The following is an 8,813-nucleotide window of genomic DNA, read 5'->3' as shown; positions in this document are numbered from 1 at the left end:
GCGATGGCCAGGCCCAGTCCGTGACCGGCGGCGGTCTGGCCGGGGGCGCGGTAGAACGGCTCGGCCAATTGCCCCAGGTGTTCGGCCTCCACGCCTGGCCCGTGGTCGCGCACGCTGATCATGATCCGTTCGCCCTGGCGCGCCGCGCGCATTTCGATCGATTGCCCGGCCGGATTGAAGCGCTGGGCGTTGCGCAGCAGGTTGTCCACCGCTCGCTCGATCATGGTTGGCCAGCCCTTGAGGGTCAGGTCCGCCTCGGTTTCGAGCTGCACGGTTTGTTCCGGTGAGGCCAGTTGCGCATCTTTTTGCAGGGTGACCAGCAAGCCGTTGAGTTCCACCTCTTCGGCGCTGGCGTTGTCGGCATCGACCCGGGCCAACACCAGGATTTCGCTGATCAGTGCTTCCAGGCGATCGCATTCGCGGGTCAGGCGCGGCCAGAGCTTCTCACGCTCCTCAGGACTGGCCCGTTCAGCCAATGCCAGGGCAATGCGCAGCCGGGCCAGGGGCGAGCGCAGTTCGTGGGACACGTCGCGCAGCAGTTGTCGCTGGCTGGCGATCAAGCTTTGCAGGCGCGCGCCCATGCGGTTGAAGTCAGTGGCCAGTACACCGAATTCGTCCCGCCGGTTGGCCAGTTTGGCAAGGCTGTTCTGTTGGTAGGTGGCTTGCCCCAAGTCATGCACGGCGCCGCGCAGGCGACTCAGTGGCCGGGTGATGGAGAAGGTCACCAACAAGCTGAACAGGGTCAGCACCACCAACGCGATCCCTAGCGCACTGAGGGGCAAGAGCAGGCTCTCGCGGTGCCAGGCGTCCAGTTCAGGATGGGGAATACGGTAGATGAACAGGTAAGTGTCGCCGGTTTTGGCGCTGGTGAACTCGTCGGTCAGCCGCCGCCAGGGCAGGCGCTTTTGTCGTGCCTCGAAGGCGGCGGCGCGAGGTGGGAAGGTGCCGCGTACCACCGGGTCGCCGCTCTCGTTGAGCACCTGGACGTCGATGCGATATTGGCGCTTGCGTTGTTGCAGGATGTCCTGGGCGGCCTCTTCGCCCTGGCTTTCATAGGTTTGCGTCCACTCTTCGGCCAGGGTATTGAGGCCCGGGTGGCGGCTGAGGATCCAGGCGTCCTGGTTGAGCATGTGGCCCATCAGGATCGACAGGCCTGCAACCAGGGTGATGGCCAGCCAGAAACTGGCCAGGATGCGCCAGAACAATGAACGCACGGTAAATCCTCGAAAACAAAGAAAGCCCAACGGCGACTTGCCGTTGGGCTGGGGGCTTCAGTGCATTATTGCGCTTTTTGCGGCTGTTGCGCTTTCCAGGCCTTGAACTCAGCCCACTCGGCGCGACGCTCGGCCTGTTTCTTCTGGATCGCGTCGAACTCTTTCTGCTGTTCAGGCTTCAGCAGCCCGCGGATCTGGGCATCGATCTTCTGATGCCGGGCTTGCATTTCGTCCTGCATGGCTTTCTGGTCGGCTGGCGACAGCTTGGCCAGGTACTTGTCTACCAGCTCGCGTTGTTCGTGGCGCTGTTCGCCCATGATCCGGCGAATCTGCTGGCGCTGTTCGCGGCTCAGGTCCAGTTGGCTGTACGGGCCTTTGTCGTGCATCTGGCCGCCGTGGCGTGGGCCGTCCATTGGTCCCATCGGGCCGGCGCCTTCGGGCATGGCCATGGCGACGGTCGGCAGGGCGGCGGCGAACATCAGAGCGATAAGGGTCTTGCGCATGGTGTGTCTCCTTGTCTCATTCCCGGTCAGTTCCGGATGAGTGCAGATTACGGAGATCAAGGTCAGCGGCGGTCAGGGGAGGGTAAAGCTTGGGTAAAGACGGTTTGGTGCGGACCTGACAAATCTGCAGGGCCGAACACTAAACCCTGTGGAAGCAAGGCTTGCCCGCGATGAAGATAACGCGGTCTCTGAGGGAACCGAGGCGCCTGCATCGCGAGCAAGCTTTGCTCCCACAGCCCAGCAGGGCGGCGCCACAAGGGATCAGTGTCGTGCTTAGAGGCTGTAGTAATAGCCCCGGCTACGCAGCGCCACGATGCGCGGGCGGCCGTCGGGGTGGGGGCCGATTTTCTTGCGCAGGTTGCTCACGTGCATATCGAGGCTGCGGTCGTACAGGGTCAGCTTGCGGCCCAGGGCGATCTGCGCCAGTACCTGCTTGTCCAGCGGCTCGCCCGGCTGCTTGAGCAACGCTTCGAGCAGGCGGCTTTCGGAAACGGTGAGGGTCTGTTCCTGTTCATCGATGCTGACCACGCCACGCACCGGGCTGAAAGTCAGGTCACCCAGCTCGATCTGGCTGGACACCGCCGTCGGGTGGCTGCGGCGTAGCACGGCGCGCAGGCGGGCGGTCAGTTCGCGGGGGTCGCAGGGCTTGGCCAGGTAGTCATCGGCGCCCAGTTCCAGGCCGAGGATACGGTCCAGCGGTTCTCCCCGGGCCGACAGCATCAGCACCGGCAGCTCCGGGTGATCGTTGCGCAATTGCTTGAGCAGTTCCAGGCCACTGCCGTCGGGCAGCATCACGTCCAGTACCACGGCTGCCGGGGAGGTTTCGGCCAGGGCCTTGCGGGCACTTTGGCCATCGTGACAGGCCCGGACCTGAAAACCTTCCTGGCTCAACCAGCTTACGAGGAGCTCACACAGCTCCTGGTCATCGTCTATCAGTAACAGCTCGCTCATGACTCACTCAATTTAGCCATTGCCGACGTTGTCTACGTCCACCGCTGGCAAAGATACCGCACAGCAGGGCCAATAGCGCTACCCCGGCACCAATGACAAACCATTGCTGTTGATCGGTCAACAGGCGTGGCAGCGGGCTTGCCTGGGCTTCCTTGAGTTGCAGCTTCAGTCGCTGGTTTTCCTGGCGCAGCCTGGCCAGCAATGCGCTCTCGCGTGCACTGTCAGCGCTTTGCAATTGCTTGCTCAGTTCTTCACGCTGGCGTTCGCTGTCTTTCAAGCGTTGCTGCAGTTCGGCGATCTGGCCACCGGCGCTCAGGGACAAGGGCGCCGAATGACTGCCCTCGGTGCTCTCCTGGCCATGGGCGGGTGCCCCGATCGTCAACGTGACCAATAACAGGCACAACGGACCTTTGCGCATTGCAACTCCTGAATTCCAATCGAGATTAGACAGGTTGTCGGCAGGCAAATGAGAAAGATGAGCAACTGGGGGCAATGAGCCCTGAAGGCTCATCGCGCCAGGGGGATTTACGGCATGACTTGCTTGAATGGCTTGACCACGACATTGGCATAGACGCCGGCCACAACGAACGGGTCGGCCTCGGCCCACTGCTGCGCAGCGGCCAGGGAGTCGAACTCGACCACCATCAGGCTGCCACTGAAACCCGCGGCGCCCGGGTCATTGCTGTCCACCGCCGGATGCGGGCCGGCCAGCACTACGCGGCCTTCGTCCTGGAGTTTTTGCAGGCGCTCCAGGTGCGCGGGACGAGCGGCCTGGCGTTTTTCCAGGGAGTTGGCGACGTCGGTAGCAATGATTGCGTAGAGCATGTCAGTCCTCGGTTTTTGGCGTGGTGGGGTCGGCATCATGCAGATGACGGGACAGGTAGATACCCTGGCCAATCAGGAACAACAGCGTCATGCCCAGGCTACCGAAGACCTTGAAGTCGACCCAGTACTCCTGGAACGTGAACGCAACGAACAGGTTGGCGGCACCGCAGAACAGGAAGAACGCGATCCAGGCGATGTTCAACCGGGTCCAGATCAGTTCCGGCAGGTTGATGGCATGGCCCATGATGCGCTTGATCAGCAGGCGGTCACCGATGAAGTGGCTGCCGATGAAAGCGAGGGCGAACAGCCAGTTGACCACCGGGGCCTTCCATTTGAGGAAGGTTTCGCTGTGGAAGGCCAGGGTCAGGCTGCCGAACACGAGGCAGGCGATCAGGGTCAGCCACTGGCTCTTCTCCAGCTTGCGCTGGGACACGAACAGTGCGCCGTAGACCACCAGGGAGCTGATGATCAGCACTGCCGTGGCGCTGTAAATACCGCCTACAGTCAAGGAATGACCGGCGAAGTCGACGGCCCGGGGATCAAGTTTGTAGACGATGAAAAACAGCAGGAGCGGGATGAAGTCGATGAATTGTTTCACAGTGGCAGCCAGAAGCAGGATGTGGCGGCATAATAACAAACATCCTTGGCCGCGATAGGGCCAGCTGATTTGAGGTAACAAACTCTCGTGAATGTTGATTTGCACTGCCATAGCACGGCCTCCGATGGCGCCCTGGCGCCTGCGGTTCTGGTGGCGCGGGCGTTCGAGCACGGCGTGCGAGTCCTGGCCCTGACCGATCACGACACCCTCGAAGGCCTCGACGAGGCCCGCAGTGCCGCCACGGCGCTGGGCATGCAGCTGGTCAATGGGGTCGAGCTGTCCTGTACCTGGGGCGGGGCGACCATCCATGTGCTGGGCTACGGCTTTGATGTGAATGCGCCGGCGTTGGTCCAGGCCATTGCACAACTGCGCGACGGGCGCTGGCTGCGTTCCGAAGAGATCAGCCGCAAGCTGGCCCTCAAGGGCATGCCCGGTGCGCTGGACGGCGCGCGGCAGATCCAGCAGGCACTGGGCGACAGTGGCAACGCACCGGCTCGGCCACACTTTGCCGACTGGATGGTGCGCGAAGGGTTCGTCAAGGACCGCGCCGAAGCGTTCCGCAAATGGCTGGGGGCCGGCAAGCTGGGGGACGTCAAGCAGCACTGGCCAACGCTGGAAGAAACCGTCGGCACCCTGCGGGCTGCTGGCGCCTGGGTCAGCCTGGCACATCCATGGCACTATGACTTCACTCGCAGCAAGCGCCGCCGTCTGGTCGCCGACTATATTCAAGCGGGGGGCCATGCCATTGAGGTGGTCAACGGCCATCAGCCTGCCGAGCAGGTTGGCAGCCTGGCGATCCTGGCCCGTGAGTTCGGCCTGCTGGTCACCGCCGGCAGTGATTTCCATGGCCCTGGGGGCTGGTCCGAGATTGGCGAATACCGCCCGTTGCCGGAAGATCTGCCACCACTCTGGTGTAGATTCAAACATGATCCCGTTACCGCCGCCGTCTGAACAGGTAGAACACGTGAGTCAATTTTTCCAGATTCATCCGGAAAACCCGCAAGCGCGCCTGATCAAACAGGCCGTGGAGATCATTCGTGGCGGTGGCGTGGTGGTCTATCCCACCGACTCGTCCTACGCCATCGGTTGCCAGATCGGCGACAAGAATGCCGTGGAGCGTGTCAGACGCCTGCGTCAACTGGACGACAAGCACAACTTCGCGCTCATCTGCAGCGACCTGTCGCAGTTGGGCCTGTTCGCCAAGATCGACACCGGCACCTTCCGCCTGCTCAAGGCGCATTTACCGGGGCCGTACACCTTTATTCTCAATGCCACGCGGGAAGTCCCGCGGCTGTTGCTGCACCCGAAAAAACGCACCATCGGCCTGCGGGTGCCGAGCCATCCCATTGCCCTGGCGCTGTTGGCGGAACTGGGTGAGCCGCTGATGAGCGTGACGCTGATCATGCCCGGCGAGACCGATCCGCTGACCGATCCCTATGAAATGCGCCAGATCCTCGAGCATCAGGTGGACCTGATCATCGACGGCGGTTTCGGCGGCATGTCGGCGTCTACGGTGATCAATCTGGCCGATGGCGAGCCCCAGGTGGTGCGCGTCGGTTGTGGCGATCCGACGCCGTTCATGGTCGAGGCCTGAATGTCCGCCGTGGAAACCGCCGTGGACAGTGCAGACAGCCAGGCCGGCGCACAGCAGGAGTTGCCGTTCGCCATGGTCTATGGCCAGGCGGTCATGGAAATGCCCCTGGACCTGTACATTCCGCCCGATGCGCTGGAAGTGTTCCTCGAAGCCTTCGAGGGCCCGCTTGACCTGCTGCTGTACCTGATCCGCAAACAGAACATCAACATCCTCGACATCCCCGTGGCGGAAATCACCCGCCAGTACATGGGCTACGTCGAGTTGATGCAGTCGGTGCGCCTGGAACTGGCGGCCGAGTACCTGGTGATGGCGGCCATGCTCGCCGAGATCAAATCGCGGATGTTGCTGCCGCGCTCGGCGGAGGTCGAACAGGAAGAAGACGATCCGCGGGCCGAGCTGATCCGCCGCTTGCAGGAGTACGAACGCTTCAAGGCCGCAGCCGAAGGCCTCGATGGTTTGAACCGGGTCGGGCGCGACGTGGTGGTGCCCAAGCTCGATGCCCCCGAGGCACGGGCGCGCAAGTTGCTGCCGGATGTGAGCCTGGAAGAGTTGCTGATGTCCATGGCCGAGGTCCTGCGCCGGGGCGATATGTTTGAAAGTCACCAGGTCAGCCGCGAAGCGTTGTCCACCCGCGAGCGCATGAGCGATGTGCTGGAGCGGCTCAAGGGCGGCAGCTTTGTGCCGTTCGTCGAGCTGTTCACCGCCGAGGAAGGACGCTTAGGGGTGGTGGTGACGTTTATGGCGGTCCTGGAATTGGTCAAGGAATCCTTGGTCGAGCTGGTGCAGAATGAGCCGTTCGCAGCGATCCACGTGCGGGCACGAGCCGAATAACGAGCAAATCAATGAATCTGACTGAACCCCGCGAGCTGGCCCCCTTGCTTGAAGCTTTCCTGTTGGCCTCGGGAAAGCCGCAATCAATGGAGCGCTTGTTCGAACTTTTCGAAGAAGGCGAGCGGCCTGAGCCGGCCGTATTCAAGAAAGCCCTGACGCTGTTGGGCAAGTCCTGCGAGGGGCGGGCCTTCGAACTCAAGGAAGTGGCGTCCGGTTATCGCCTGCAGATCCGCGAGAAGTTTGCGCCATGGGTCGGGCGCCTGTGGGAGGAGCGGCCGCAGCGCTACTCCCGCGCCATGCTCGAAACCATGGCATTGATTGCCTATCGCCAACCGATCACCCGCGGCGAGATCGAAGATGTGCGCGGCGTGGCGGTCAACAGCCATATCGTCAAGACGCTGTTGGAGCGCGAGTGGATCCGCGTCGTCGGCTATCGCGATGTGCCGGGCAAACCGGCGATGTTCGCCACCACCAAGGCCTTTCTCGATCACTTCAACCTGAAGAACCTGGATGACCTGCCGCCGCTGGCCGAACTGCGGGAGCTGGAACCCGAACCGATGCTGGAGTTCGACGACGCCCCGGTGCCCCAGGGTCTGCAGGAATTGGCCGATGCCAGTGCCGAGCCTGAGGAACCGAAGGAAGAGACCAGTTTCCACTCGTTGTTGCTGGAGCTGGACACCATGGAGGAGGGCTTGAAGACCGATTTTGATGACCTGCTGCGTGAGGGGCCGGGGCCTGAGGGGGAGTCGGATGAGTTGCCGGAGCCTGACAGCGAGTCGGAACCTGAGCCTGAGCCCGAACCTGAAGAGGACATCCTCGGCGTTGCCCAAGCCCGGGAAAAACTGCTGGCCGCCGTCGCCGCCCTTGAACCACGCGAACCCGAGCCGGAACTGAGCGACGAAGAAGCCGAAGCCCGGGCCTTGGCTGAAGCGATTGAAAACGAACGGCGCCAGTTCGACGATTGATCCGATTTTTGTCGCCGATATTGCTGATTCACCACAACTCCTGTGGGAGCGGGCTTGCTCGCGAAGGCGGTGGGTCAGCTAGCACTGATTAACCTGACACGCCCTCTTCGCGAGCAAGCCCGCTCCCACATGGATGATGCAATGCATCATGAGCGCCAACCGGGAGCCACCGGTCGGCGGAAAAAGCGCCGGGCGCTGGTTGATCAGCTAGTCTCTGATGCGCAATCGCCTCAACGAGCGTATGATTCGCGACCCTTTGGCGATCCCTTCGTCGAAGACCCGTTTTCAAAGCGTCAGGCCAAGCCTGACCCGACCACACCGGGAGGTGCCCAGAATGAAAGACCTAGACCAGAACGACAGCCAGGAAATCGGCCCCGCAGGCGAGAAGCTGCAAAAAGTCCTCGCCCGTATCGGCGTCGGTTCGCGCCGTGACGTGGAAGCCTGGATCACCCAGGGCCGGATCAAGGTCAACGGCAAAGATGCCACCTTGGGCCTGCGTGTCGACATGCACGACGCCATCACCATCGATGGCAAGGTGATCAAGCGCGAAGAGGCCGCCGAAACGGTGCGCCGCGTGATCATGTACAACAAACCCGACGGCGAGATCTGCACCCGTGACGACCCGGAAGGCCGTCCGACGGTGTTCGACAAGATGCCGCGTCCCAAAGAAGGCCGCTGGATCAACATCGGTCGCCTGGACATCAACACCACCGGTTTGCTGATGTTTACCACCGACGGTGAACTGGCCAACCGCTTGATGCACCCGTCCTACGAGATGGACCGCGAATACGCCGTGCGTGTGCGTGGCGAAGTCGACGACGAGATGATCGAGCGTCTCAAGGCCGGCGTTGTGCTGGAAGACGGCCCGGCGCGTTTCACCGACATCAAGCAGGCGCCTGGCGGTGAAGGCTTCAACCACTGGTACCACTGCGTGGTGATGGAAGGCCGTAACCGTGAAGTGCGGCGTTTGTGGGAATCCCAGGGGCTGGTGGTCAGCCGCCTGAAGCGCGTGCGTTTCGGCCCGGTGTTCCTCAACTCCGACCTGCCGATGGGCCGCTGGCGCGAAATGAGCCAGTACGAAGTCGACATCCTGGCGGCCGAAGTGGGCCTCAAGCCGGTGGCAATGCCGCAGATGACCGCCAAGAGCAAGGACAAGCTGGAGCGGATGCAGCGTAAATCCTCGCGCCCGATGGGCAAGACCGAGCGCGTGCGTACGCTGCGTCCGGCTGCTGAAGGTGCGCCGACTGGCCCGCGTCCTTCGCGCGAGCCGCAGATCGAAGGCGAACGCCCGGCCCGCAAGCCTGCACCCCGTCAGGACGGCGAGCGGGGTCC

The 8,813-nt window shown here is 62.6% G+C and carries 11 protein-coding genes; 5 read left to right on the top strand and 6 right to left on the bottom strand.

The window, feature by feature from the left end; genetic code table 11:
• The 6 genes from CFII68_RS17385 to CFII68_RS0125935 all read right to left on the bottom strand — a co-directional run.
• Nucleotides 1-1,214, bottom strand: a 1,214-nt coding sequence (locus tag CFII68_RS17385; RefSeq protein WP_018605019.1) for a HAMP domain-containing sensor histidine kinase, incomplete at its 3' end; no start/stop codon positions are given.
• 65 nt (nt 1,215-1,279) lie between these two features.
• The gene (locus CFII68_RS17390; RefSeq protein ID WP_014339849.1) at nt 1,280-1,717 is read right to left on the bottom strand and encodes a Spy/CpxP family protein refolding chaperone; all 438 of its coding nucleotides are present in this window, start codon (nt 1,715-1,717) and stop codon (nt 1,280-1,282) included.
• 273 nt (nt 1,718-1,990) lie between these two features.
• A complete protein-coding gene (locus CFII68_RS17395; RefSeq protein ID WP_018605013.1) occupies nt 1,991-2,668 on the bottom strand; it encodes a response regulator transcription factor in 678 nt (225 codons plus the stop codon).
• Nucleotides 2,669-2,675: 7 nt separating this feature from the next.
• Nucleotides 2,676-3,086, bottom strand: a complete 411-nt coding sequence (locus CFII68_RS17400; protein ID WP_018605012.1) for a hypothetical protein — start codon at nt 3,084-3,086, stop codon at nt 2,676-2,678.
• A 107-nt stretch (nt 3,087-3,193) separates the two neighbouring features.
• Nucleotides 3,194-3,493 (bottom strand): YciI family protein, encoded by a 300-nt coding sequence (locus CFII68_RS17405; RefSeq protein ID WP_018605011.1) that lies wholly within the window; start codon nt 3,491-3,493, stop codon nt 3,194-3,196.
• A gap of 1 nt (nt 3,494) precedes the next feature.
• A complete protein-coding gene (locus CFII68_RS0125935) occupies nt 3,495-4,091 on the bottom strand; it encodes a septation protein A (RefSeq protein WP_003204874.1) in 597 nt (198 codons plus the stop codon).
• Between the two features lie 87 nt (nt 4,092-4,178).
• On the opposite strand from CFII68_RS0125935, the gene CFII68_RS17410 reads away from it, so the two are divergent.
• The 5 genes from CFII68_RS17410 to rluB all read left to right on the top strand — a co-directional run.
• Nucleotides 4,179-5,042 carry a PHP domain-containing protein gene (locus CFII68_RS17410; RefSeq protein WP_018605009.1) on the top strand — a complete coding sequence of 288 codons (864 nt, stop codon included), beginning with the start codon at nt 4,179-4,181 and terminating at the stop codon, nt 5,040-5,042.
• A gap of 13 nt (nt 5,043-5,055) precedes the next feature.
• Nucleotides 5,056-5,685, top strand: coding sequence for an L-threonylcarbamoyladenylate synthase (locus tag CFII68_RS17415; protein WP_014339843.1), 630 nt, complete (start codon nt 5,056-5,058; stop codon nt 5,683-5,685).
• Between the two features lie 132 nt (nt 5,686-5,817).
• Nucleotides 5,818-6,516 (top strand): ScpA family protein, encoded by a 699-nt coding sequence (locus tag CFII68_RS17420; protein ID WP_177325041.1) that lies wholly within the window; start codon nt 5,818-5,820, stop codon nt 6,514-6,516.
• 11 nt (nt 6,517-6,527) lie between these two features.
• On the top strand, nt 6,528-7,481 hold the full coding sequence (gene scpB, locus CFII68_RS17425; protein ID WP_018605007.1) for an SMC-Scp complex subunit ScpB: 954 nt from the start codon (nt 6,528-6,530) through the stop codon (nt 7,479-7,481).
• Between the two features lie 334 nt (nt 7,482-7,815).
• A partial coding sequence (gene rluB, locus CFII68_RS17430; RefSeq protein ID WP_018605004.1) for a 23S rRNA pseudouridine(2605) synthase RluB occupies nt 7,816-8,813 on the top strand: 998 nt, incomplete at its 3' end.

The sequence above is a fragment of the Pseudomonas sp. CFII68 genome (assembly GCF_000416195.1).
GTDB lineage: Bacteria > Pseudomonadota > Gammaproteobacteria > Pseudomonadales > Pseudomonadaceae > Aquipseudomonas > Aquipseudomonas kilonensis.
The sequence above is the reverse complement of the archived record's forward strand: the minus strand, read 5'-3'. Positions and strand labels throughout refer to the sequence as shown.